The sequence below is a fragment of the Geodermatophilus sp. DF01-2 genome, from assembly GCF_004571065.1.
Classification (GTDB): domain Bacteria; phylum Actinomycetota; class Actinomycetes; order Mycobacteriales; family Geodermatophilaceae; genus Geodermatophilus.
On sequence record NZ_SPQN01000067.1, the window covers coordinates 1 to 24048 of the forward strand.

At 70.6% G+C, this 24048-nt stretch carries 23 protein-coding genes; 8 read left to right on the top strand and 15 right to left on the bottom strand.

The window, feature by feature from the left end; genetic code table 11:
• Positions 1 to 41 precede the first annotated feature (41 nt).
• From E4P41_RS16170 to E4P41_RS16230, 13 genes are all read right to left on the bottom strand, one after another.
• Positions 42 to 2396 carry a xanthine dehydrogenase family protein molybdopterin-binding subunit gene (locus E4P41_RS16170; RefSeq protein WP_135142297.1) on the bottom strand — a complete coding sequence of 785 codons (2355 nt, stop codon included), beginning with the start codon at positions 2394 to 2396 and terminating at the stop codon, positions 42 to 44.
• Positions 2393 to 2872: a (2Fe-2S)-binding protein gene (locus tag E4P41_RS16175; RefSeq protein WP_135142298.1), complete on the bottom strand. Its 480-nt coding sequence runs from the start codon at positions 2870 to 2872 to the stop codon at positions 2393 to 2395. The genes E4P41_RS16170 and E4P41_RS16175 overlap by 4 nt, the downstream gene beginning before the upstream one ends.
• Positions 2869 to 5289 carry a xanthine dehydrogenase family protein molybdopterin-binding subunit gene (locus E4P41_RS16180; RefSeq protein ID WP_135142299.1) on the bottom strand — a complete coding sequence of 807 codons (2421 nt, stop codon included), beginning with the start codon at positions 5287 to 5289 and terminating at the stop codon, positions 2869 to 2871. The genes E4P41_RS16175 and E4P41_RS16180 overlap by 4 nt, the downstream gene beginning before the upstream one ends.
• Positions 5286 to 6143, bottom strand: a complete 858-nt coding sequence (locus tag E4P41_RS16185; protein ID WP_135142300.1) for a xanthine dehydrogenase family protein subunit M — start codon at positions 6141 to 6143, stop codon at positions 5286 to 5288. Before E4P41_RS16185 ends, E4P41_RS16180 begins: the two co-directional genes overlap by 4 nt.
• A gap of 28 nt (positions 6144 to 6171) precedes the next feature.
• A complete protein-coding gene (locus tag E4P41_RS16190; protein ID WP_167761119.1) occupies positions 6172 to 7005 on the bottom strand; it encodes a cupin domain-containing protein in 834 nt (277 codons plus the stop codon).
• 100 nt (positions 7006 to 7105) lie between these two features.
• A complete protein-coding gene (locus E4P41_RS16195; RefSeq protein WP_135142302.1) occupies positions 7106 to 7732 on the bottom strand; it encodes an XRE family transcriptional regulator in 627 nt (208 codons plus the stop codon).
• 83 nt (positions 7733 to 7815) lie between these two features.
• The gene (locus E4P41_RS16200; RefSeq protein WP_135142303.1) at positions 7816 to 8520 is read right to left on the bottom strand and encodes a cysteine hydrolase; all 705 of its coding nucleotides are present in this window, start codon (positions 8518 to 8520) and stop codon (positions 7816 to 7818) included.
• Between the two features lie 37 nt (positions 8521 to 8557).
• A complete protein-coding gene (locus E4P41_RS16205; protein ID WP_135142304.1) occupies positions 8558 to 9448 on the bottom strand; it encodes an ABC transporter permease in 891 nt (296 codons plus the stop codon).
• Complete coding sequence (locus E4P41_RS16210; RefSeq protein WP_135142305.1) at positions 9427 to 10518, bottom strand: ABC transporter permease; 1092 nt, start codon at positions 10516 to 10518, stop codon at positions 9427 to 9429. Before E4P41_RS16210 ends, E4P41_RS16205 begins: the two co-directional genes overlap by 22 nt.
• Positions 10515 to 12083 (bottom strand): ATP-binding cassette domain-containing protein, encoded by a 1569-nt coding sequence (locus E4P41_RS16215; RefSeq protein ID WP_135142306.1) that lies wholly within the window; start codon positions 12081 to 12083, stop codon positions 10515 to 10517. Before E4P41_RS16215 ends, E4P41_RS16210 begins: the two co-directional genes overlap by 4 nt.
• An 88-nt stretch (positions 12084 to 12171) precedes the next feature.
• Complete coding sequence (locus E4P41_RS16220) at positions 12172 to 13218, bottom strand: BMP family ABC transporter substrate-binding protein (protein WP_135142307.1); 1047 nt, start codon at positions 13216 to 13218, stop codon at positions 12172 to 12174.
• A gap of 77 nt (positions 13219 to 13295) precedes the next feature.
• Entirely contained in the window at positions 13296 to 14303 is a 1008-nt protein-coding gene (locus E4P41_RS16225) for a PDR/VanB family oxidoreductase (protein ID WP_209307754.1), read from the bottom strand.
• Positions 14300 to 15295, bottom strand: coding sequence for an aromatic ring-hydroxylating dioxygenase subunit alpha (locus E4P41_RS16230; RefSeq protein WP_167761121.1), 996 nt, complete (start codon positions 15293 to 15295; stop codon positions 14300 to 14302). Before E4P41_RS16230 ends, E4P41_RS16225 begins: the two co-directional genes overlap by 4 nt.
• A gap of 334 nt (positions 15296 to 15629) precedes the next feature.
• Here E4P41_RS16230 and E4P41_RS16235 point away from each other — a divergent pair, with 334 nt between their 5' ends.
• On the top strand, positions 15630 to 17021 hold the full coding sequence (locus tag E4P41_RS16235; protein ID WP_135142309.1) for a solute carrier family 23 protein: 1392 nt from the start codon (positions 15630 to 15632) through the stop codon (positions 17019 to 17021).
• A complete protein-coding gene (locus E4P41_RS16240; RefSeq protein ID WP_245177406.1) occupies positions 17018 to 17368 on the top strand; it encodes a carboxymuconolactone decarboxylase family protein in 351 nt (116 codons plus the stop codon). Before E4P41_RS16235 ends, E4P41_RS16240 begins: the two co-directional genes overlap by 4 nt.
• Before the next feature lie 269 nt (positions 17369 to 17637).
• Here E4P41_RS16240 and E4P41_RS16245 read toward each other — a convergent pair whose 3' ends face one another.
• Together E4P41_RS16245 and E4P41_RS16250 are read right to left on the bottom strand one after the other, a co-directional pair.
• On the bottom strand, positions 17638 to 18414 hold the full coding sequence (locus E4P41_RS16245) for a GntR family transcriptional regulator (RefSeq protein ID WP_135142310.1): 777 nt from the start codon (positions 18412 to 18414) through the stop codon (positions 17638 to 17640).
• Positions 18411 to 19016: a carboxymuconolactone decarboxylase family protein gene (locus tag E4P41_RS16250; protein WP_135142311.1), complete on the bottom strand. Its 606-nt coding sequence runs from the start codon at positions 19014 to 19016 to the stop codon at positions 18411 to 18413. Before E4P41_RS16250 ends, E4P41_RS16245 begins: the two co-directional genes overlap by 4 nt.
• Positions 19017 to 19197: 181 nt before the next feature.
• Here E4P41_RS16250 and E4P41_RS16255 point away from each other — a divergent pair, with 181 nt between their 5' ends.
• From E4P41_RS16255 to E4P41_RS16280, 6 genes are read left to right on the top strand one after another with little or no spacing between them, the layout of a single operon-like run.
• Positions 19198 to 20547 carry a Rieske 2Fe-2S domain-containing protein gene (locus E4P41_RS16255; protein ID WP_167761122.1) on the top strand — a complete coding sequence of 450 codons (1350 nt, stop codon included), beginning with the start codon at positions 19198 to 19200 and terminating at the stop codon, positions 20545 to 20547.
• Positions 20544 to 21104, top strand: a complete 561-nt coding sequence (locus tag E4P41_RS16260) for an aromatic-ring-hydroxylating dioxygenase subunit beta (protein ID WP_135142313.1) — start codon at positions 20544 to 20546, stop codon at positions 21102 to 21104. Before E4P41_RS16255 ends, E4P41_RS16260 begins: the two co-directional genes overlap by 4 nt.
• Positions 21101 to 21382 carry a hypothetical protein gene (locus tag E4P41_RS22740; RefSeq protein ID WP_209307755.1) on the top strand — a complete coding sequence of 94 codons (282 nt, stop codon included), beginning with the start codon at positions 21101 to 21103 and terminating at the stop codon, positions 21380 to 21382. The genes E4P41_RS16260 and E4P41_RS22740 overlap by 4 nt, the downstream gene beginning before the upstream one ends.
• Positions 21379 to 21894: a hypothetical protein gene (locus E4P41_RS16270; protein ID WP_135142314.1), complete on the top strand. Its 516-nt coding sequence runs from the start codon at positions 21379 to 21381 to the stop codon at positions 21892 to 21894. The genes E4P41_RS22740 and E4P41_RS16270 overlap by 4 nt, the downstream gene beginning before the upstream one ends.
• A 45-nt stretch (positions 21895 to 21939) precedes the next feature.
• Positions 21940 to 22965, top strand: coding sequence for a dihydrodipicolinate synthase family protein (locus tag E4P41_RS16275; RefSeq protein ID WP_135142315.1), 1026 nt, complete (start codon positions 21940 to 21942; stop codon positions 22963 to 22965).
• Complete coding sequence (locus E4P41_RS16280) at positions 22962 to 23954, top strand: ornithine cyclodeaminase (protein WP_135142316.1); 993 nt, start codon at positions 22962 to 22964, stop codon at positions 23952 to 23954. The genes E4P41_RS16275 and E4P41_RS16280 overlap by 4 nt, the downstream gene beginning before the upstream one ends.
• Positions 23955 to 24048: the final 94 nt, after the last annotated feature.

Below are 24048 nucleotides of genomic sequence, written 5' to 3' on the forward strand. Positions count from 1 at the left end.
CGGCGTGTGAATACCCCACGTATGCGACAGGTCGACGATCTTCACGACTGCTTCTCCTTAGTGGTGGTGGTGCGCGGGCGCGGATGTGCGGAGGCCGCGGCGACGATGGCTCGGAGTCGGGCCGGGGTGACCGGGACGGAGGTGATGGCGCCGGGGCGCTCCAGGGCGTCGTCGAGGGCCGCGGCCACCGTCGCGGCGACCGCGTTGGTCCCGCCTTCCCCGGCGCCCTTGACGCCCAGGGGGTTGAGCGGGCTCGGCGCGTCCTCGGTGACGATGACCTCCACCGGAGGCATCTCGTGCACCGTGGGCAGCAGGTAGTCCATGAACGTGGTGCACTGCGGCTGTCCCTCGTCGGTGTAGAGGAACTGCTCGAGCAGCGCGCCGCCGATGCCCTGGGCGACGCCGCCGACGATCTGGCCCTCGACCAGGACGGGGTTCAGCGCCTTGCCGACGTCGTAGCCGACCAGGTAGCGCTCGATACGGGCCTCACCGGTCCCCGGATCGATGCGGATGACCGCCGCGTGGATGCCGTAGGGGTAGGTCATGTGGTCGGTGTGGAACCAGCCGTCGGCGTTGAGGCCGGGCTCCATGCCGAGCGAGTGGGCGCCGACCGGCTCCAGGAGCCGGGCGACCTCGCCGAGCGACATCGAGGATCCCGGATCGCCGAGCACCCGCACGACCCCGTCGACCAGTTCCAGGTCGGACGGGTCTACCTCCATTTCGTGCGCGGCGACCGCCACGGCTTTGTCGCGCAGCGCCTCGGCCGCGCGCACGGTCGCGGAGCCGGCCATCACCGACAGCCGCGTGGCGAAGGCGCCGCGGCCGTAGTCGAAGTGCTCCGTCTGCCCCCGGACCACGCGGATGGCGTCGAGACCGACGCCGAGGACGTCACCGACGACCTGAGCCAGCACGGTGTCGACGCCCTGGCCGACCGACGACGCGCCGGTGACGACCTGGACGGAGCCGGCCGCGTCGACCTTGATCCGGACGCCTTCGTACGGGCCGAGCCCGCTCTTCTCGACGAAGCAGCCGAAGCCGATGCCCACGAGCTCCCCGGCCGCCCGGCGGGCCGCGACCGCCTCCGCCAGCGCGGTGAGGTCCCACCGCTGCTCCATGCGGTCCAGCAGCAGTGCGTAGTCGCCTGAGTCGTACGTCAGCTCGGTCCCCATCGCCTGCAGCGGCCTCGAGTAGGGCATCTCGGCGGCCGGGATGAAATTCCGACGGCGAACCTCGAGGGGGGACAGGCCCAACTCCGCGGCGACGGCGTCCATCAGCCGCTCGCGGGCGAACGTGCTCTCGTACCGGCCGGGGGAACGGTAGGTCCCTGCCGGCGTCTTGTTGCTCATCCGGATGTGCCCGCGCATGCGGTAGGCCGGGACCCGGTACGGCCCGGGCAGCATCGAGGCGGTGAGCGACGGCACCGTGGCCGCGTGCGTGCGGACGTAGGCGCCCTGGTCCAGCCAGAACTCGCCATCGAGGGCGGTCACCACGCCATCGGCGTCGACCGCCGCACGGAGCCGGTGCCGCTGATCGCGCGAGTGATTGGTGGCTACCAGGTGTTCCTGTCGGTCCTCGACCCACTTGACCGGGGTGCCCAGCCGGACGGCGGCCAGGCACACCAGCACGTCCTCGGGGTACAACTCGCCGCGCGGGCCGAAGCCGCCCCCGACGTGCCCCTCCCGCAGCGCCACCCGCTGCGGGGGGAGGCCCACCATCTCGGCGATCGCGTCGCGGTTCCAGAACGGCACCTTGGCCGCGCCGTCCATGACGAGCACGCCGGTCGTGGGCTCCACGTGGGCGACCGCGCCGCGGCACTCCATGGGGACGCCGGTGTGCCGGCCGACCCGCACGTCGACCTCGACCACCCGCTCGGCGGCCGTGAACGCCGCCTCGACGTCCCCGTAGCCGATCTCGGACGTCAGCGACTCGCTCAGGGTGGTCTCCGAGCCTCCGGCGCCCGGGTAGGTCGGCCAGGCCACGGGGTCGCCGTCCATCGACAGCACGGCGGTGTCGGTCTCGACGTCGACCTCGACGAGGTCGGCGGCGTCCTCGGCGACGTAGGCCGAGTCGGCGAAGACAACGGCCACGGGTTCGCCGACGTAGCGCACCCGATCCCGCGCCAGCACCGGCTGCCGGTAGGGGCGCATCGACTCCTGGGCGGTGAGCCGGAAGCCGATCGGCGGCAGCTCGGCGACGTCGTCGCCGGTCCAGACCGCCACCACGCCGGGCAGTGCCCGGGCGGCGGCGACCCGGACGCCGGTGAGCCGGCCGGCCGCCACGGGGGAGCGCACCACCCGCATGTGCACCTGGCCGGGTAAGTCCACGTCGGCCGCGAACCGGCCCTGTCCCCGGAGGAGGACCGGGTCCTCGATCCGCCGGACCGAGGCCCCGATCACGGCCGCATCTGCGCCGCGGCGGCGCGGGTCGCGGCGAGGATGTTCTGGTAGCCCGTGCAGCGGCACAGGTTGGACGACAGGATGTCGCGCAGCTCCTCGTCGCTGCGCTCCGGGTCCTCCTCCAGCGTTCCCGCCGCGAGCATGAGGAAGCCGGGCGTGCAGAACCCGCACTGCAGACCGTGGTGGTCCCAGAACGCCTGCTGCACCGGGTGGAGGTTCTCGTCGTCGGCCGACAGGCCCTCGACGGTGCGGATCGAGACGCCCTCGCACTGGACGGCGAAGATCAGGCAGGCACGGGCCGGCTGGCCGTCGAGCAGGACGGTGCAGGCGCCGCAGACCCCGTGCTCGCACCCGAGGTGGGTCCCGGTGAGCTGGCAGTCCTCGCGCAGGGCGTCGGCGAGCGTGCGCCGCGGCTCGACGGAGATGTCGTGCCGTTCACCGTTCACGAGCAGGCGGAGCGGAACGGTGGCGGTCATCGGAGGGCCCCTTCCGAGGAGAGCCGCGCCTGGGCGGTGCGGATGGCGGTACGGACGCGGCTGGGCGTCGCGGGCAGGTGGGTGAGCTCGATCCCCAGCGGGGAGAGCGCGTCGGAGACCGCGTTGAGCACGGCGGCGGGGGCGCCGATCGTGCCGCCCTCGCCGACCCCCTTGGCGCCGGTCAGGGTGGCGTCGGACACCGAGGCCAGGTGGATGATCTCGATGTCGGGGGTCTCGGCGAGCGTGGGCGGCAGGTAGTCCATGAGCGAGGTGGTCACGAGGATGCCGCGGTCGTCGTAGAGCAGCTCCTCGTAGAGCGCGTTGGCGATGCCCTGGACGACCCCGCCGTGCACCTGGCCGTCGACGATCGCCGGGTTGACCAGCAGGCCGGCGTCCTCGACTACGAGGAAGCGGGTGATCTGCACGGCCCCCGTGAGCTCGTCGACCTCCACCTCCGCGACGTGGCAGGCGTTGGAGAAGGTGCCACCCGGGTCGTAGGTCGCGGAGACCTCGAGCGACGGCAGCTCGCCCGCGGGCAGCAGGTGGGAGTTGTGGTGGGCCAGCCGGGCGAGCTGCTTGATCGGCCGACCGATCCCGGTGCCGCGGACGGTCGCCTGTCCCTCCCGAAGGTCGACGTCCTCGGGGGCGCACTCGAGCTGGTCGGCCGCGATGTCGATCAGCCGCTGGCGCAGGGTGTCGGCGGCCCGGGACGAGGCGCCACCCGCGATCACCATGGCCCGGCTGCCGAAGCTGCCCCACCCGTACGGGGTGGCGTCGGTGTCGCCGTGGACGACCCGGATCTCCTCGGGGCGGAGGCCGAGCTTGTCGGCGACGAGCTGGGCCAGGGAGGTCCGCAGGCCCTGCCCATGCGGCGAGGCCCCTATCCGCAGGACCACCCCGCCGGACGGGTCCATCGACATGTTGACCCGCTCGTAGCCGGGAGTGATGGCCATGCTCCGGGCGGCGAACGCCGGGGTGCCATAGCCGGTCCGCTCCGCGAAGCAGCTGAAACCGATGCCGAGCCACCGCCCCTCGGCGCGGGCCGCGGCCTGCCGCTCCCGGAAGCCCGGCAGGTCCACCTGGCGGGCGGCCTCCACCAGTGCCTCCTGGTGGCTGGCCTGGTCGAGGACGAGCCCCGTCGGGGTCGTGTGGGGGAACGTGGCCACCAGGTTCCGCTGGCGGATGGTGACCGGGTCCAACCCGAGCCGCCGGGCCGCGACGTCCATGATTCGCTCGGTCGCCAGCGTCTGGACCGGGCGGGAGACCCCGCGGTAGGGCGCGATCGGGCACTTGTTGGACAGCACCGCCCGGGACCGGACCGAGTACTCGGCGATCGTGTACGGGCCGGGCAGCTCGGCGAACGCCATGAGCGGCTCGACCCCGAAGGTCACGGGGTAACAGGAGTAGGCGCCGACGTCGGCCACGATGTCGGCACCGAGCGCGGTGAGCACGCCGTCCTCGGTGAAGGCGGCGGTGAGCTGGTAGCGCTGCTCCCGGCTGTGCCAGGCGGCGAGGAAGTTCTCCTCGCGAGTCTCGATCCACGCGATGTTGCGGCGCAGGCGGCGGGCGAGGAAGACGAGCGCCACGTCCTCGCGGGCCAGCGACATCTTGGCGCCGAACGCGCCGCCCACGTCGGGGGCGACGACGCGGAAGAGGTCCTCGTCGAGGTCCAGGCAGTCGCAGATGCCGGTGCGTACGACGTGCGGCATCTGGGTCGCGGTGTGCAGGGTGACCCGACCGGTGCCGCGGTCGACCGCGGCGTGCGACGCGCGGGCCTCCATCGGCATAGCGCTCTGCCGGCCGCAGCTCACCTCCAGTTCCACCACGGTGGCGGCGCTCTGCAGGGCGGCGTCGAAGCCGGGGGTGGTGAGGCGGGCGTCGACCGTCGTGTTCGGGTCCCCGGGGAAGGCGGCGTCGTGGACCAGCGGCGAGTCGGGCCGGACCGCCGCCGCGGCGTCCAGCACGGCGGGGGTGGGCTCGATGTCGACCGCGACCGAGTCGAGTGCATCCTCGGCGAGGGCGGCGCTCTCGGCCAGGACCAGGGCCACCGGCTCGCCGACGAAGCGCACGACGTCGGTCGCGAGCACCGGCATCTCCACCCGGACGTAGTCGGGGCGCTTCAGCTCCGGGGCGATCGGCCGCACACCCGCGAGGTCGGTGGCGGTGATCAGCCGGACGCCGGGCGGCGCCGTGATCGAGCGAATCCGGCCCGCCGCCACGGGGCTGCGGACGAACGCCGCGTACAGGCAGGTCGCGTCGCGGGCCGCGACGTCGCCGACGAAGGTGCCCCAGCCGCGCAGGATGGCCGGGTCCTCGACCCGCCGGACCGGCTGACCGGTCCACGTGGGCGGCTCGGCCGGCGGGGACGTCGGCGCGCTGAGGTCGGCGGGTGCGGTCGTCGCCGTGCGCGGGGTCATGCGGCAGCACCGGCCGCGAGGGCGCGCGGCAGCAGGGCCCGCACGAGGTCCCGCCGGTAGACCGCGTCACCGTGCGCGTCGCTGGGCGGGTCCACCTCGTCCGCCGCGGCCTCGGCGGCCGACTGCAGCAGGTCGAGCCCGAAGGTACCGCCGAGCAGCGCCTTCTCGGCGGCCGCGGAGCGGAACGGTTTGTCGTCGACCCCGCCGATGGCGATGCGGGCGGCGGTGACCGTGCCGTCGGACACGGTCACGTCCCCGAGGACGGCGACGATCGCGAAGTCCCCGGCGCGGCGGGCGAACTCCGCGATGCCGGTGCGGTGGTCGTCCGGGAGCACCGGCAGCGCCACGGAGGTGAGCAGCTCGTCGGGCTCCATGGCCGTGGTGAAGACCGACACGAAGAACTCGGCCGCCGGGATGACCCGTTCGCCGCGGATGCTGCGCACGGTGATCTCGGCGTCGAGCAGCCGGGTCAGCAGGCACCACTCGGAGGCGGCGTCGCTGTGCGCCAGGCTGCCGCCGAAGGTGCCGCGGGTGCGGATCGGCAGGTGGCCGACGAGCGCGGCGCTGCGCCGCAGGAGGGAGCCGAGCGGCCCGCCGAGCGGCGTGTTCTGCAGCTGCACGTGCCGGACACGGGCGCCGACGTGCACCCGGTCGTCCACGGTTCGGATGACTTCCAGCTCGCTCAGCCGGCCGATGTCGACCAACCGCGCCGGGCGGGCGAGCCGGAAGTTCATCATCGGGACGAGACTCTGTCCGCCGGAGATGACCTTGCTGTCCTCGGTGCCGTCCGCGAGGAGCTCGAGCGCCTCCTGCAGGGTGTTCGGTCGGACGTAGTCGAAGCTGCTCGGCTTCATCGGGACCTCCTCCTCGGCGTCGGGGACATCAGGCCGGTTCGCCGCTCGCTACCACCACGTCGTCGGTGCCGACGAGTGCGTCGACGTCGACGCCCACGGCACGCAGCATGTCGAGGTCCGCGGGGCAGGGCCCACCCACGCTGACCACCCTTTCGCCCCGGTCCGCGGTGACCGCGTGCCAGGTCCCCGGCTTGATGTGCACGGTGTCACCGGGGCCGACCGGCAGCCGGAGGCCGTGGGTGAGGTCCTCGGCCGTGCCGCGCCCTTCGAGGATGTGGATGGTGTCCTCCGAGTACCGGTGGACGTGCTCCTTGTTGCGCTCGCCCGGCTCGAGGACGACGTAATTCATGTTGGCCGTCCGGGCCCCGGAGCCGAGCCAGACGACCAGGCGCGCGTCCGAGGAGATGAACGGCACCATGAGCCCGGGCTGGTCCTGGTGGTGGACCGAGATGCCGCTGGACGCGCCGGGCATGCTCCGCACGGAACGGCCGTCGTACAGGCCGGGGTCCACGGGGCTCGGGCCGCCGAGGAGGATCGCGCCGCCGTCGCTGCTCAGGGAGTACGAGCTGCCACCGGCGATGTGCACCATGGCCCCGGCGGTCAGCGGGCCGGACTCCTCGCCGCCCGGGGCCCGCACGACCGCGGTGCCCTCCGCGATGTAGTAGACGGCGTCGCCGGGGTGGGTCAGGCCGACCGTGCGTGCGCCGGCCCCGAGGGACACGTGGTGCATGCTGCGCTCGCGAGCGCCGAGGCGCGGCCCGACGATCTCGCGGAAGGCGCCGTCGCCCTCGACCAGCCCGAGGTCGGCGCCCCACTCTTCGCGCGCCACCACCAGCACTTCGTTGCCGGTCAGTGCGTTCATAACGTCGTCTCCTCCTGGACCCTGAATAAGGTTCAATGCTATTGAACTAGACGGGCGGGTGGAAGCCTCGATACGGGGAGAGACCCGCTGGTTCCCCGGTCTACGCGCCGAGGTTGACCCAGACCGCGCGCGCGGTGCGGGAGCCCTCGTTCCTGATGAGGTGCGGACGGCCGGACGCGTAGGTGATCCCATCGCCGGTGATCAGCTCGTGGCGGATGCCCTCGACCTCGACCACGAGCTCGCCCTCGATCACGATCCCGTACTCGGTGCCCGCGTGGTGCACCGGGCGGGCACCGCTCGAGGTGCCGGGCGCGTACTCGTTGACGACCATCTCCAGCCCGCTGGCCTCGTCGTGGTGGGCCAGCCGCCGCAGGACGCCGGCCGCCGTCTCGACCTGCACCTGGTCGGCCAGTCGCCGGACCGGGGACTTCTCCTCGGCCTCGTGCTCGAAGAGGTCGGACATGTGCACGCCGAGCGCCGAGGAGACGGCCACGAGGGTGCCGATCGAGCCACCTGCGACGCCGCGTTCGAGCATGCTGAGCATCGACACGCTGACGCCGGTACGGTCCGCGACGTCCTGGAGCTTCAGACCTCGCGCGGCACGCAGACGGCGAATCTGGCCGCCGACCCGGCGGATCGTCCGTTCGGTGTTCAGGGCAGCCGATGACGGAGCCGGATCGGCCTGGTCGTCCGCATCCGCCCCGTTCGTCGTCACCACGGTCGTCATTCTGCCGCCCGTGAGCCCGGCTGGGCACGGGGCCCGCTCGACAGGGTCATTGCTCTGCTGTCCCGCTTCCTGTGGTGCGACCGTCAGGCCGCACTGCTCCTGCGCTGCCGGGCCGCCCAGGCCTCGACGATGTCAGCCCCGTCCATCACCAGCCCGGTGTTCAGCGACATCATCTTCAGCGCCGCGTCCTCGAGTTCGTCGTTGGTCCCGGCGACGAGGTCGCGGGCCGTGATGACCCGGTAGTTGCGGTTCGAGGCGTCGAAGGCGGTGTTGAGGATGCAGCAGTCCGTCATCGCCCCCGTCAGGACGATGGTGGTGATCCCCATCTGCCGGAGCAGGAAGTCCAGGTCGGTCGGGTAGAACGCGGACAGCCGCTTCTTGCTGTTCACCACCTCGTCCCCGGGCTCGACCCGGGTGCGGAACTGGTTCCACTTGCTGCCCTCGATGCCGTGCTCGTCGACGTTTGGGATCCCGCCGACCCAGTCGCTGAAGCCCAGCCGCCAGGCGCTCGGGATGCCTTGGACGTCGTCCGCACCCGACGGGCGCAGGCCCGTGCGGACGTGGATCACCCGGACGCCGTGTGCCCGCGCGCGGTCGTGGAACGCGTCGATCGGTTCGACGATCGCCCGGGCCCGGGGAGCCGGGCAGGGGCAGTCCGGGTCCTCGGACAGGTGACCCTCGTGCATGTCGATGGACACGACGGCGGTGCGGGCGGCGTCGAGGTAGGCGTCGTACGCCGGGCCGGCCGGCAGCGTGCGTCGTTCTCCGTAGAGGTAGTAGTCGGGCACGTCGATCTCCTGTTCTTCAGGTTGGCTCGGGACGTCGCTAGTGGGCGAGTGTGCGCGGGGCGTTGGAACGCATCCGTGCACTCACGATGAGCATGAGGATGACGACCACCCACGGCAGCGCGCCGAGCAGTTGGAGGGGGATGTCCGAGTATTCGGCGACCCGCAACTGGAGTGCGTCAAGGACCGCGATCAAGAAGGCTCCGGCGGCCGCTCCCGAGACCGTCCATCGCCCGAGGATGACGATGGCGATGACGATCAGGCCCCGTCCGCCGACGATGTCGGGCACGTACGAGCCGATCGCGCCGAGCGACAGCGCGGCTCCACCGAGGCCGGCCAGGGCGCCACATGCGATGAGCGCGCAGGTCTGCACACGTCGCGGTGAGACACCCTTGGTCTCCACCGTCGCGGGGCTGTGACCCACCGCGGCGATGTTCAACCCGGTACGTGTCCGGGCGAACATGGCCCAGACGATCACCGTCAGGCAGATCGCCAGGTAGTAGAACACGTTCTGGGAGAACAAGGCGGAGCCGATGACGGGGATCTCGGACAGCAGCGGAATAGACAGGGTCGGGAGAGCGGGCGTGCCGCCGGTCCAGCCGCCCTGGATGTAGAGGAAACTGGTCACACCCGGCACGAGGACGAACAGGGCGAACCCGATCAGGAATGCATTCCCCTTGATCCATACCGAGCCTGCCGCCATGAGCAGCGCTACGACGGTGCCGGCGAGAATTGCGATGAGGATCGCGGTCGGAACCCCCCACGCCTGCACTGCCACGACATAGGCGGCGAAGGCGCCCGCGGCCATCATTCCCTCCAGCCCGATGTTCATGACTCCCGCGCGCTCGGAGATCAATTCTCCCAGAGCCGCCAGGAGCAGCGGCACCATGAGCCGGACCGCGCTGTTGGTCACTGCTTCGAGGAACTCCATCGGCTCATCACCCCCTTCGCATTTCCGAGAAGTGCGGCGCCTCGGGGGCTTCGCGCCGCATAGGCAAAGAGGATCAGCCCCAGGAGTACGTGAACGATCTCGGGGGAGACGCCGGCGCCCACCTGCAGCGACTCGCCACCGTGCAGAAGCATGCCCAGGCCCAGCGCGGCAAGAACGATCCCGACCGGGTGCAGAGCACCGAGCAAGGCGACGAAGAGGCCTGCGTAGCCGACCGGTTCGGCGATGCTCGTGTACAGGCGGTGGTCCACGGCGGCCACTTGCATCCACCCGGCCAGCCCCGCGCCGGCTCCCCCGAGCGTCATCAACCAGACGACGTACCGTCGCGGATCGACGCCGGCCTGCCTCGCCAGCGAGGGATTGGCCCCGAAGACCCGGAGCCGGTAGCCGAGTCGGGACCGCTGCAAGGCCCACAACAGGAGAACTGCGACGATCGCCACGATCAGGCCGATGTGTGCACGGGTCCCGGGAATGATCGTCGGCAGACTGCTGCTCGCGGGGAGCGGATCCGACTGGGGAAGATTGGCGAAATCGCTCTGCATCGGGCCGTTGAGCAGGTAGCCGAGACCGGCGATGACGATGAAGTTGAAGGCCAGGGTCGAGATGATCTCGTTCACCTTCCACCGGGCCTTGAGCAGCCCGGGGACGAACGCGATCAGCATGCCGGAGACACAGCTGCCAACTGCGCAGAACAGGAGTACCAACCCCGTGGGGAGGTCCGCGGTGTTGAGCGCGATCAGGGTCGCGGCCAACGCCCCGGCTGCCAGCTGGCCCGGCGCGCCGATGTTGTAGATGCCGGCCCGGAGTGAGGGGACCAGCGTTGCGGCGATCAACAGGAGCGGGGTCGCCCGAACCAGAACCTCTCCCACCGCGCGCGGCGTGCCCAACGAGGCGTTCCACATCGCGATGCCGGCGGCGAGCGGGTTGACGCCCACGACCGCCAGCAGAGCTGCCACCAGGCCGGTGACGGCGACGACGACCGCCACGATCTTCAGGCTGCCCAGTCGGGCCGCCGAGCCGGAGACAGGCGAACGCAGCGCAAAGATCGTCATGCCACGCCTCCCATCAGTCGGCCGAGGCTGTCCACGTCGTCCGCTCCGACCTCGCCGATGATCCGGCCGCCGAACAGCACGACCACCCGGTCGGCCAGTTGCAGGATCTCGTCCAGATCGGGGCTGATCATGACGACGCCGGCGCCCCGCTCACAGGCACCCAGGACCGCTTCCCGGACGTCCTGGATGGCGCGGACATCGAGGCCCCGGAACGGATTGTGCGCCACCACCAGGGCAGGCCCCTCGTCGAGTTCGCGGCCCAGCACCAGCTTCTGCTGATTGCCGCCCGACAGGCTGGAGACCGGCTGCTCCGGTCCCGCTCCAAGGACACGCGCCCCGGCGAGAACCTCCGTCGCGTGCCGGTCCACGACGGCGCGGTTGAACCACGGGCCGCGCCGGAAGCCGGGCCGCCGGTGACTGTGCAGCACCAGGTTGTCGCGGATGCTCAAGGAGAGGGCGATCGCATCGCGGTGCCGGTTCTCCGGCACGTAGGCCACGGGGCCGGGGGGCAGCTCGACGCGCCCCGAGCTGGGGCGGATGAGCCCGGCCAGCACCTCGGCCAGGGTGCTCTGGCCGCTGCCGACCACGCCGGCGACGCCGACGACCTCGCCGGCATGGACCCGCAGGTCCAGCCCCTCGAGGGCGGCTTCGCCCCGGTACGGGGCGGCGGCGGAGACGTTGTGCAGGACGCAGACGGGTTCCGAGGACCTCCGGTGCGCGGCCTGGGTACGGGCGCCCAGGGCAACCTCGATGAGGTCGTCGTCCGGGGCCGGATCGCGGTCCTGCGACAGACGCCGCAGTCCTGCCTGGTCGATCTCGCCCACCATCTCGGCGGCCAGGTCCGCCACGGTGACGTCGGCGGACCGGTGATGCCCCACCACGACGCCTCGGCGCATCACCGTGATCCGGTCCGCGATCGCCTTCACCTCGTGCAGCTTGTGGCTGATGTAGAAGACCGAACCGCCATCGCTGACGAATCCGCGGACGATCTCGCTCAGGGTCTCCGCGTCCTGCGTAGCCAGTGCGGCGGTCGGCTCGTCCAGGATCAGAATGTCGGCACCGCGCGCGAGGATGATCAGGATCTCCAGCCGTTGACGCTCACCGACCGAGAGCGCGTGCACCGGGACGTCGGGATCCACGGTGGCGCCGAACCTGTCGGCCACCTCCTGGATCCGGCGGCCGGCATTCCTGCGGTCCGACCAGAAGCCGCGTCCCTCGGCGAGGATCAGGTTCTCCGCGCCGGTCAACTCGGCGACCAGGCCGCCCTCCTGCTCGACGAACCCGATCCCCTCCCGGTGACCGGGAGTGGCCCGGTCGATGCGGGTCTGCTGACCGCCGAGGACCATCCTGCCCGCGTCGGCGGCCATGTGGCCGGCCAGAACCCGCATCAGCGTCGACTTGCCGGCGCCATTCTCGCCCACGACGGCATGGACCTCGCCGTGCCTGAGATCGACCGCGACACCGCCGAGTGCCTGATTGCTACCGAAGGCCTTGGTGATCCCGCTGAGGACCAGCCGCGTGTCGGGCAGCGTTGTTTCCGGCAATGTCATCTCGGACAATGTCATCGACCTCCTTCCGTATGAGTCGTGTGCCGTTCGCGATGGCCGGGGTGGATGTCATCGGGCGGGCTTTTCGACGTGCTGGGCGTGCCGGTCAGCGGAAGCCCGGGTGCACGGTGCTCTCCGGCAGGGTGATCTCCTCGCTCGCCAGCCCCTCGATGACCTGCTGGAACTCGGCCTGGAGTTCCGGACTCACGGCGTCGGTGCTGTCGAAGTCGGTGACCTGAAGGCCGTCGTTGCCGAAGGTGAGGTTGAAGACCTCGGCCTCGAGGTCACCGGTTCGTGCCTGCTCGACCAGGTCCTCGAGAACGAGCGACCAATCGAGAATCACGGTGAGCACGCTCGCGGTCGGCGCCCACATGCGGGCGTCGCCTCCCCAGGTGGCGCAGTGCGCCTGGTTCTGCTCGCACAGCCGCAGGCCCCCCACGGCGTCCTCGGTGCCGGAGCCGAGGAAGATCTCCGTGATGCCCTGGTCGAGCAGGGCCTGGACCTGTTCGCGGTTGGCCTGCACGTCGGTGAAGCTGTTGCTGTTCACCACGGTCACCTCGGCAGCCGGGTTCGCCGCCGAAGCGCCGAGTTCGCATCCCTCGAGCGATTCCACCTCGAAGGGTGCTTCCTGCGCGCCGACGTAGCCGATCCGGCCGTCGTCGGACAGCTTCGTGAGCAACCAGCACGTCGCGTAGCCGATCTCGAGATAGCTCGCGGTGGCCAGGGACAGGTTGGGCTGCTGCGGCTCACCGAAGGAGGTGAGCACCATGGGGACGTCCGGGTACTCGGTCGCCACCGTCTTCGCCACGTCGGTCAGCACGAAGCTCGAGAGCGCCATGACGTCTGCCCCGCCCTCGAGCAGCTGGCGGATGACGGGCTCGGCACGGGTGGCGTCGTAGGCCTCGAAGGTTTCGGTGACTTCGATGCCGGAGTCTTCGGCCATCATCTCCTGGACGGCGTTGTGCCAGGCGAGGCTCCACGGTTCGACGTCGGGACGGGCTTCCTGCACGAGTCCGATCTCGATGGTTTCCTCGCCGCCACCGTTCTCGCTTCCACTTGCACCGGCACCACCCCCGTCCCCGATGGCGCAGGCGGTGAGCGTCATCGCAACCAGCGACGACAGAGCCACGAGGGTCTTGGATCGGTAGGACATGCCGTTTCTCCTGAGGAGCTGGTGAATGTGCTGTGTCGCCGATGAGCGCGGAACAGGGGGCTGCTGAGGCCCTGGGGTCAGGCGGAGTCACGGCGAGGAACATCCCCGTCCGCGAGCTGCGGCGGTGCCTCGACGTCCAGGACCAGGCGTGGGTCGAGCGAGCGGGAGACACAGACGAGCATCAGCCCGTCGTCGCGGTTCTCCTCGCTGAGCAGCGAGTCCCGGTGGTCCGGTCGACCGCAGATGACCCTGGTCTCGCAACTTCCGCAGGTGCCTTCTTCGCAGGAGTAGAGGACGTCGGCGTCCACGTCCTGCAGGACCTTGAGGATCGACTGGTCGGCAGGGACCCGGAGAACGGGACCCTGTTCGCCCAGCTGCACCTCGAAGGCTGCTTCGCTCGCACCGAGGGTTGGCGCCGTCTCACCGGCGGAGAACCGCTCGACGACCAGGGATCCGGGTGGCCGGTCCTGCTCGCACCGGGACTCCACCGCCCGAAGGAGGGGCTCGGGTCCGCAGCAGTAGACCAGCCCCCCCGGGCGTGCGGCGAGCGCCTGCTCGAGGTCCAACAGGCCAAACTCGTCCTGCGGTCGGATCTCCACCCGATCGGTCCACTCCGCGAGCCGCTCGAGGTAGGCCATCGTCGCGCGGGACCGGCCGCCGTAGAGCAGCCGCCAGTCGGATCCCCGGCGCTGGACCTCGTCGATCATCGGGAGCAGCGGCGTGATCCCGATGCCGCCGGCGATGAAGAGATACTGCTTCGCCGAGTGGAGCGGAAAGCGGTTGCGCGGCCCGGCGATGGACAGCTCGGTGCCCACCTGGAGCACGTGGTGCACCTCGTCCGACCCACCCCGGCCCTCGGGTTCGCGGAGCACCGCGATCTCGTACTCGTTCAGCTCGTCGGGGACGCCGCAGAGCGAATACTGCCGAACCAGGCCAGACGGCAGGAGGAGGTCGATGTGCGCCCCCGGCTCCCAGGCCGGAAGCGGCGCACCGTCGACCGAGCGCAGCCTGAGCCGGCGGACGCCTTGCGCGATGTCATCGGCCGCGACGACGCGGACCGGTCGTACAGCGGACACGGTGCTCACGCTCCGTACGGTCCCAGCGGCTCGACCTTGGCCATGGTGATCAGCTTCTGCCGGTACACCAGCGCCGCAGCGTCAGCGGGGTTGAGGTGGAGTTCCTCCTTGAGGTTGTCCGGGATGCCCTCCGGCCGCTGGCTCTCCACGACGACACGGTCCTGCTCCATGATCGTGTTGGTGAAGTCGCCGAACTGGGGGTCCGGGGCGTCCAGGGAGTGGTTGCGGAGGATCCAGACGTAGAGCTCGGCCGTCTTCTCCGTCAGCGGGGTCGTGGCCATCGAGATGATCGTGGTCGCGCCGGAGTCGGCCTCCACCTTCTTGAGGTGGATGGTGAACGGCAGGTGGATGATGTACTCGTACTCGACGACCTGCTTGCCGCCCTTGCCGTAGAGCTCGCTGGGCTCCTCCTGGGAGAAGGTGTAGCGCAGGCCGTCGCCGGTCTTGGTCACCTTGTAGGGCGCGACCTCGGCCTTGTCCTCGGTGCCCAGCAGGTTCGGGTGCACGTAGGGGAAGTGCGAGAAGTCCATGAAGTTCTCCACCGCCCGCGCGGCGGAGGTCTTCCACACCTCCCGGTAGGACAGGAACTCCCGCCAGCCCTCGGCGCCGAACACGTCGCCCGGGAACGGCGGGACGTCGAACTCGGGCTCCTCCATGGCGACCCACAGCAGGCCGTACCGGTCCTGCGCGCGGAACGGGATCGCCCGGGCCACCGCGGGGATCGGTGCGTCCGGCGAGCGCGACGGGATCTTGACGCACGCCCCGGTCCGGTCGAACTGCCAGCCGTGGTAGGGGCAGGTCAGCGTGCCCTCCTTGATCCAGCCCAGCGACAACGCAGCGCCGCGGTGGATGCACATGTCTTTGAAGGCGACCGGTCCCTGCTCGTCGCGGAAGGCCACCACAAAGTCGCCCAGCAGGGCGAACCGGGCCGGCTGCTCGGGGACGTCCTCGCTGCGTGCGATGGGGTGCCAGTACTTGCCCAGTGCGGCGTCTGTCGACATGAAAGACCTCTTTCCACTACCTGTGGGCTGCTCCGACGGCGATGTCGGACCGGGCAGGAGCTCGGACGAGTTGCTCCGGCTCCGTGTCTGCATCGTGAGGCGGCTCACAGCATTGCAGTCCAGCAAGAGCTTGTACAGCCCCGCTGAAGTACTGCCGGGAAATCCAGGGGTCCCGACCCGGGTGTCGGTGGCTCGTGGCCACCGAGCGGGTGTTTGAGAACCGTTGCACTGAGGAGGGTTTACTCCACCGCAGAGGGCTGTTTCACTTCAACGACGTCGAAGTGAGCGGCTGCGGTCGCTCGTGCCCGCCGTTCGTACTGCCAGGAGGGTTCGCATGAAGGCCAACAGTCCGACCGTCCTGAAGGTCGGCTTCGACGAGAAGCTCCCCGCGGCCCGCACCGGCCTGTTCGGGCTGCAGCACCTGCTGGCCCTGACCGGGATCTGGATCTTCCCGGTCCTCATCGGGCAGGCCCTCGAGCTCACCCAGGTCGAGGTGAGCTACATCGTCCAGGGCTGCTTCCTGCTGACCGGGCTGGTCACGATCCTCCAGTCCAGCCGCCTGCTGAAGTTGCCCATCGTGCAGGGGCCCACTGCGGTCTTCTTCGTCGCGATCGTCGCGTCCGGCGCCGCGTTCGGTCTCGGTACCGCCTTCGGCTCCATGGTCGTGGCGGGCCTGATCAGCATGGCGCTGGCGATCCCGATCAAGAAGTTCGGGCTTTTCGGGCAGCTGGCTCGGTTCTCGTCGTCGCCCATCGTCTTCGGCACGCTGTTCGTGATCATCGGGGCCCAGCTGGCCACCATCGGGCTCAGCGGCTGGTTCGGGGTGCCCGGAACGCCGGGCTACGGGGCGCTCAGCTTCTGGATCAGCGTGCTCACCGTCTTGGCCGTCCTTGCCTTTATGATCTTCGGCGGGCAGAGCGTGCTCAAGCGCGGCGCCATCGTCTGGGGCATCGCGGTCGGCACGATCGCCGCCGCGATGGCCGGCATCTGGAGCCCCTCCTTCGCCGAGGGGGTTTCGGTGATCAGCGCCCCGCAGCCGCTGCCGTTCGGCTTCGGCGTCCAGTGGTCGGTGGTGCTCCTCATGCTGCTGGCCTTCCTGCAGGCCGGTGCCGAGTCCGCGGGCATGTACAGCCTGGTCGGCAGCTGGGGCGCGGAGAAGGTCAGCCTGGAGCGCACCAACCGCGGCCTGTTCACGGAGTTCCTGGGCACCAGCGTCGGCGCCCTCTTCGGCGGTATCGGGACGACCTCCTACCCGGAGAACGCGGGCATCGTCCGTGTCAGCGGCGTCGGCAGCCGCTTCGTGACGGCGGCGGCCGGCGTGGCGGCCCTCGTCCTTGCCTTCATCCCGCCGGTCGGCCTGTTCATCGCCGGGCTGCCGTCGCCGGTCCTCGCGGCTGCGTCCACGATCCTGTTCGGCGTCATCGCGATGAGCGGTGTGCAACTGCTCGCCGACGTCGAGTGGGACGACCTGAACATGGCCGTCGCGGCCCCCTCGTTCATCATCTCGCTGGGGCTGCTGTTCCTACCCGAAGATCTCACCGAGGGCCTGTCGCCGGCCTGGGCCACCGTCGTCGACAACCCGATGATGGTCGGGATCGTGATGCTGATCGTCCTGCACATCCTGATCAACGTGCTGATCCGCCCGCTCGTGGGCAGGCGGCGCGGCCGGGACGACGAGTCGGCGGACCTGGATCGGATCGTCGACCCCGGCATCACGGCTACGTGAACCGCGTCCACCTCGGCAAGGAGACCCCGGCCGCCTACCGCGCGATGCGCGCGTGGGCGACCGAGGTCGAGGCGAGCGCCACCGATGCCGGCCTGGAGCGGTCGCTCGTCGACCTCGTGAAGATCCGGACGTCACAGCTGAACGGCTGTGCGTTCTGCCTCGAGCTCCACTCCCGGGAGGCGCTCGCCCACGGGGAGCGTCCGGAGCGGCTGGCTGTCCTTCCCGCATGGCGCGAGACAGGCTTCTTCACCCAGCAGGAACGCGCGGCGCTGGCGCTGGCCGAGAGCATCACCCTGATCGCGGGGACAGCCGGGTCCCGAACGACGCCTATGCCGAGGCGGCGGTAGTGCTGTCGCCGGCCCAGCTCTCCGCGGTGTCGTGGCTGGTCGTCGTCATGAACGCATGGAACCGGATCGCCACCACCAGTCGGTACGCGGTGCCGACCCGGTGACCGACGGGCGAAGAGACGCGGCGGAGCCGGACGTCCTGGCGTAGTCCCCTTCGGGCCGCTTGTCCAGTGGTCCGCCCCGTTGACCCGGATCCGCGTGTCGCCGGCCGCTGGGCTCCCGCTCAGGCCCACACCCTCCTCCGTACTGCGGACGGCGATCGCCGATCGTCAGTCGTGCCGGACGACGTTGAAGCGCACGTACCGGTCATCGACGTGCACCTCGCTCATCGCGACCGGCTCCCCAGCGACGTTGTAGTGCGTCTCCAGCAGCCGCATGAACGGTGTGCCGTCCTCCAGCTGCAGCGTCGTGCGCTCCGCCGGGGCGACCGCGGGGATGAGCTCGACCACCGTGTGGTCGATCTCCCGGCCGGGCCAGGACCGGCTGAACTCGAAGATCGAGTCCTGCGCCGGAACCTCGCCGCCGCTGAGGAGTTGCTCCTGCAGCGCGGGCGCGCAGTACTGGAGCGGGATCTGGTCGGAGATGTGGATGGCCGGGTGGCCGTCGGCGACGAAGGTCTTCTCGCTGACGATGACCGGCGTCTCGGTCGGCACCTTGAGCGTCCGCGTGCCGATCTCGTCGGTGTGGTCGCGCAGCCAGTAGCGCTGGTTGACCTGGACGTCGTCGTGCCGCTCCATCAGCAGGCCGCGGAAGCCGATGAGGCGCTGCAGCACGATGCTCTCGCGACCGACGTGCGCGCGGACCATCGTGCCGCGACCCGGTGCCCGGCTCAGCACGCCGAGTCGCTCCAGCGACTGGAGCGCGGCCCGGATCGTCGTCCGACTCACCGCGAGCTGCTCGGCGAGCTCGGGCTCCGGTGGCAGCCGATTGTCGGGGAACTGCCGGTTCAGGATCGCGTCGAGCAGTGTGTTGGTCGTGCGGCCGGTGAGCGAGCCGTTGCCCACCCGCTGCAGGGCGGGGGTGGTGGCCGGATCCGTGGAGGTCATCGCGTCACTGCCGTCTCGAAGGGGAAGGCCTCACCGGTCGGGAGGGGGGTGCGGAAGACGCGCAGCAAGAGCGCGAGCAAATCATAGTAGCCTACGAGAACGACGAGTTCCGCAAGCGCTTCCCGGCCGAGCGTCGCCTCGGCCTCCGCGTAAGCGTCGTCGCCCAGGTCGCCCTCGACGGTCAGTGCCCGGCTGATCTCGAGGACCGCGCGTTCCGCGTCCGACAGCGTCTGAGGCACTTGGCCGTGCCGCACCGCGTCCATCTCGTCGTCCGACAGACCGGCCCTCCGACCCACCCGCTCGTGGGCGTACCACTCGAAATCGCTGCGGCGCAGCGCGGCCAGCGCCAGGATGGCGATCTCCCGCGCCCGGTCCGTCAGCGACGTGCGGTAGCGCACGGCCGCCCCCAGCTCCTGCAGGGCCAGGCCGACGCCCGGGCTGACCAGCATGGCGTTGAAAGGCCCCTCGAGTCGACCCTCGTCATCGGTGAGCCGGAAGACCTGGGGACCCGCTGCGCGCGGACCGCCGGCGATGGCGTCGTAGACCGCGCGCCGCGCAGGGTCCAACTCGTCGGGCCGAGGCCAGGGGAGACGTCCGTGCATGGGAGCCTCTCGTCGTAGTTGGACATACATATTACTCACGCCTCCGCGAGGGGAGTCTCTCGCGACGGGAGTCTCTGAGGCCCAGTCCTGCCAGCAGAAGCGTCGGGAGTCTTGCACTTCTGTATGACAAGGGACAAAGATGAGGCGTGGCAGTCGCACGGTCGAGGGAGAGGGGCCAACGATGACGATGGTCGAGGTGCCGGGCGAGTTCACCGTCCCGCGCCGCAGCTGGGGCGACGACGAGGTCTTCGACCGGGAGATGCAGCAGATCTTCCGGCACTGCTGGCAGTACGTCGCGCACGAGAGCGAGATCCCCGAGCCGGGGGACTACGTGCTGCGCAAGATGGGCCGCGACCAGGTCATCGTCGTCCGCGACGAGAGCGGCCAGGTCCGCGTGCACCTCAACACCTGCCGGCACCGCGGCGTGCCGCTCTGTCGCGCAGACAGTGGCAACGCCTCCCACTTCCGCTGCAGCTACCACGGCTGGACCTACGCCAACACCGGTGAGCTGCGCGGCGTCACCTACCAGGCCGACGTCTACGGCAAGGGCGGCTTGGACAAGAAGAAGCTGCCGCTGTTCTCGCCGGCCCAGGTCGACAGCGAGCTCGGTCTGATCTTCGCCACCTGGGACCCCGAGGCGCCCTCCCTGCGTGACTACCTGGGCGACATCCTCTGGTACCTGCAGTTGATCTTCGGCAAGCACCCGAACGGGATGGAAGTCGTCGGCACGCCGGTCCGCAACATCGTTAAGGCCAACTGGAAGACCGAGGGCGAGAACCTCTCCGGCGACGGGTACCACACCACGATCACCCACTCGTCGGCGTTCGACCTCGGCCTGTTCGCCACGCAGAAGGACCTGGTCAAACTCGCCGACGACGTTGCGCCGAAGTTCACCGGCCGCACCGTCGACGCCGGCAACGGCCACACCATGCGCATCCAGCGGCTGCCGCTGCGCCTGCAGGGCAACCACTACTTCGGCTACCCGAAGGAGATGTGGGCGGGGTTCGACCGGATGCTCAGCCCCGAACAGCAGCAGGCCATGTCCTGCCTGTCGGTCGGACACGGGTCGGTCTTCCCCAACATGTCGTTCATCGAGAACTTCAAGACCAACGTCGACGGCCCGGACCTGCACGCCCGCTACGCCCGGATCACCGTGCGGTACCCGATCGACGCGACCACCAGCGAGCAGCTGTGGTTCTTCCTCGCACCGAAGGGCGCCGACCCGGAGTGGGCCCGGCTGTCGCGGCTGGCCTACCTCCGGACCAACGGCCCGTCGGGCCTGTTCGAGATCGACGACACCGAGAACTTCGTCGGCATCTCCGAGGCCAGCGTCGGCGACGTCTCGCGGACGCTGCCGGTGATCATCGAGGGCGGCAAGCACCACCCCGAGGCGCCGCCGGAGCTGGGCTGGCCCGGCAACGTCGTCGACGGCGACAAGACGGAGCGGACCATCCGAGCCTTCCACCGCCGCTGGTCGGAGCTGATGGACCTCCCGGCCGGGGACGCCGCGGGCACCGGAGCGGCCCGATGACCGCCGAGGTGGTCGGCTCGCGCGCCGACGTGAAGCGCGCCCGGCTGGGCGACGCGATCCTGCACTCGGAGATCAGCCAGTTCCTCGCCTACGAGAGCGAGCTGCTCGACGACCGGAAGTTCCACGAGTGGGTGGAGATCGTCGCCGAGGACTTCGTGTACCAGGTCCCGACGCCGCGCACCCCCGACTCACCGTTCAAGCCGCACTACGACGACCGCAGCCTGCTCATCGACGAGTCGCGGTGGTCGATGACCACCCAGTGGTTCCGCCGCTTCGACGAGGACATCTACGAGGCCGCCTGGGGCGAGAACCCGCCGGTGCGGTTCCGGCACCTGGTCACCAACGTCCGCGTGCGGCTGACCGACGACCCGGACGTCTACGAGGTTCGTTCGAACATCGCCCTCGTCGGCACCCGCCAGTCCGACCTGCCGAAGTACATCACCGGCGAGCGGACCGACCGGATCGAACGCCGCGACGGGGAGCTGATCCTGGCTCGCCGCTGGGTCGTGCTCGACCAGGTCGTCATCGACTTCCCGCAGCTGAGGATCCTGCTGTGAACGCTCACGAGGCGCACGAACCCGCCATCATCGTCTCCAACGAGTTCGCCTCCGTAGCGATCCGCAAGGTCGCCACCCGCAACGGCGAGCGGCTCGAGATCCGGTCCATGGGCCACGAGCACACCGTCCGGCTGGACGCGCTCGCGCTCGAGGCGCTGACCTGGTCCGACCCGCTGCAGGTCGGCAAGGGCCTCGAGACCCCCCTGGGGCCGGACGACCCGACGACGGTCCAGGCGTTCGAGCGCCACGGAGCGGACGGCGACGGGACGGCGCAGTGAACGCGCTCGTCACCGGTGCCCCGGCCGGCACGGCTCTCGCCGTGGCGCGTGCGCTGACCACCGCGGGCGGCCCGGTCACCCTGGTCTCCAGCGACACCGCGGGCCTGCTCGCCGCGCTCGACGCGCCCGGCATGACCGGCGTCGACGTGCTGTGGGCGGATCCGGCCTCGCCGGCCGGATGCGACGACGCCGTCGTCCACCGGCGGCTGGTGCACGCGACGCCCGAGGCGCTGGTGCTCGCCGTCGACGACCCGGCGGAGTTCGCGCTCGGCGCCGCGCTGGCCCGCCGCCTGCCCGGCGTGCCGTGGGTGGTCGCCGGCGGCACCGCGGCCGCGGTCGCCGACGCCGCTACGGCCCTGGCCACCGAACTCGGCGAGGACACGCTCTGGGCCCTCGTGCCCGGCACCGATCCCAGCGCGGTGGAGCACCGCCTGACCGACCTCCGGGAGGCGGCCGCCGCCCGGCCCGCACCTTTGGCCGCCGCGCCGGCGCTCGGCTCCTGCGCGCACTGACCGACCTGACCACCGCACGACCGACCGAAGAGGACGACGACACGCATGACGACGAAGTACGCCGCGGGTGAGGCCCGGGCCTGGGTGCTGGAGTCGCTGCGCGGCTGCTGTGGCTGTGTCAGCCCCACCTTCACCAGCGACCTGAGCGGCCTGAACGAGGCGGCGATCCGGCACGACGTCGCCGTGGAGAAGCAGCACGGCATGACCGGCGTCCTGCTCGTCTCCGAGGCCGGCACGACGGCGGAGGAGATGCGCCAGTTCACCGAGATCGTGGTGGACGAGGCCGGCGGCGACCTGGTCACCGTGCTGCAGGCCAGCCAGCCGACCCTCGCCGACACCATCGCCTCCGCCGAGCACGGGGCCGCGGCCGGGGTCGATCTCCTCATGCCGTCGTACCCGCTGTACTTCAACCCCTCGAGCCTCGACGACGTGCTCGGCTTCACCAAGGCCGTCGCCGACGCGGCCGACCTCGGCGTGATCATCTTCGCGATGGACCAGTGGAACTTCGGCAAGCTGCACCCGGCCGGGTTCCCCGTCTGGCTCCTGGAGCAGATGGTCGACTCCATACCGCAGGTCGTCGCCATCAAGAACGAGGTCGGCGGCCCGGGTGTCGGCGGCATCGCCGCGGTGTTCGAGCGGTTCACCGGCGAGGTCGTCGTCACCGACCCGCTGGAGTTCAACGCCCCCGCCTGGATCCCGACCTACGGGATGCAGTTCATGGGCACCTCGAACTACGAGACGTTCGGCCCGGTCGTGCCGCAGATGTTCGAGCTCCTCTCGGACAAGGCGACCTGGGACAAGGGCATGGAGCTGTACTGGCAGATCGCCCCCGCCCGGCGCGCGCACGCACAGGTCAGCACCCCGCTGGTCGCCAACAGCGGCCTCGTGCCCCGGATGCACTGGAAGTACCAGGGCTGGCTCAACGGCTACAACGGCGGCCCGATCCGCCAGCCGCACATGCGGATCAGTGCCGCCCAGATGGCGACGCTGCGCACCGCGGCAGTCAAGTCCGGCCTCGACGTGACGCAGGACGACGACGCGCTCTTCTACGCCGGGCGGAACCCCCGATGACCGCCGCGACCACGACCGAGACCGCCCCCGTGCGGCTGCTGGACGGCGACGACGTCGATGCCCTGGCCACCGTGCCGGTCGGCCTGGCCGCCGCCGAGGACGCCGCCCGGCTGGTGACCGCGGGCCGGATCACCACCGGCCGCGTGCAGGTCAACGGCCCGGTGGCCTGGATGCGCATCCTCGCCGGGACGATCAGCGACCTGGATCTGCTCGGCTACAAGGAATTCCACCGGGTCGGCCAGCGGGTGCGCTACCACGTGCACCTGTTCCGGGAGTCCACCGGCGACGCCCTCGGCATCGTCGACGGGCGCCGGATCACCAGCCTGCGCACCTCGGCGACCGCCGCGGCCGCCGTGCGGCACTGGGCCGGCGACGCCCCGGTGCGCGTCGGGCTCATCGGCTCGGGTGAGGAGTCCCGGGAGGGGCTGCGGGCCATCGCCGGCGCCGTTCCGGTGCACGAGGCCGCGGTCTTCAGCCCGACCCCGGCCAACCGCGCCGCCTTCGCTCAGCAGATGACCGCCGAGCTCGGTGTGTCGGTGGAGGACGTGCCCAGCCAGGCCGAGGCGATCGCCGGCTGCGACGTCCTGTACGTGGCGACGTCCTCGCACCACAACGCCTTCCTGCACGCCGCCGACGTCGCGGAGGTCGGCCTGGTCGCCGCCATCGGCTCCACCCAGCCGGTGCACCGGGAGCTCTTCGGCGACGTGTTCACGGCCGCCGACAGCGTCGTCGTCGACACCCCGGACGCCACGCACGAGTCCGGCGACTGCCTCGAGGCGGTCGCGGCGGGCTGGGACGCAGGCTCGGTCGAGCTGCTCGGGAACTACCTGGCCACCCCGGCGGGCGACCGCTCGCGCCGGACCGTCTTCAAGAGCATCGGCAGCGTCGAGCAGGACCTCGTCCTCGCCTACCACCTGCTGCGGGCCGCGGAGGAGCAGGAGCGGGGCACGGTCGTCGACCCCGTCGGCTCGTTGCGGGTCATGCGCTGAACCGACCCACCCGACCATCTGCTCCACCCGAACAGCTCAGAGGAGAGAAGTGAAGATCGTCGACCTGTCGCACACCTGGGGCATCCACACACCC